General features: G+C 68.8%; 1 protein-coding gene. It reads right to left on the bottom strand.

Annotated elements, in window-relative coordinates; all coding sequences use genetic code 11:
- Window positions 1-619, bottom strand: a 619-nt coding sequence (locus ALA01S_RS31345) for an FG-GAP repeat protein (RefSeq protein ID WP_174548682.1), incomplete at both ends; no start/stop codon positions are given.

Here is a 619-nt window from a genome sequence, read left to right as displayed (position 1 = left end):
ACCCAGCTCCGAACCCACGATCAGGTCGGCCAGCCCATCTCCGTTGACGTCGCCCGCGGCCGAGACGCTGTAGCCGCTACGGTCGCCCCCGCATTGGCCGTTGATGGCAAAGCCCCCCCGGCCCAAGGTCACCGCCGACAGCTCCACTGCCGTCGAGGCGCTGCGGCCAAACACCACATAGCTGCAGCCTACGTCAATACGCCCGCCCACGTCCTCGCTGTAAGCACCCACGATCAAGTCGCCCAACCCGTCACCGTTGACGTCACCCGCGGCGCTGACGCTGCAGCCGCTGTAGTCGAGTGTGGACGGTCCCTTGATGGCGAAGCCCCCGATACCCGCGCTGATGGCCGAGAGCTCCACCGACGCCGTGCCGCTGCGGCCAAACACCACGTAGCTGCACCCGGCCTTATTGAGTCCGCCGGGCGAGGCATATTGGGCACCAATCACCACGTCGGCCAGGCCGTCGCCATTGACGTCGCCCGCGCCGCTGACGCTGCAGCCGCTGTAGTCGTCCGCGTACTGCCCGTTGATCGCAAAGCCGCCGCTGCCTGCGGCCACGGCCGACAGCTCCAGCGTCGATGCCGCGCCGCTGCGGCCGAACACCACGAAGCTGCGGCCC

This window comes from Azohydromonas lata NBRC 102462, assembly GCF_001571085.1.
GTDB classification, from domain to species: domain Bacteria; phylum Pseudomonadota; class Gammaproteobacteria; order Burkholderiales; family Burkholderiaceae_C; genus Azohydromonas; species Azohydromonas lata.
The sequence above is the reverse complement of the archived record's forward strand: the minus strand, read 5'-3'. Positions and strand labels throughout refer to the sequence as shown.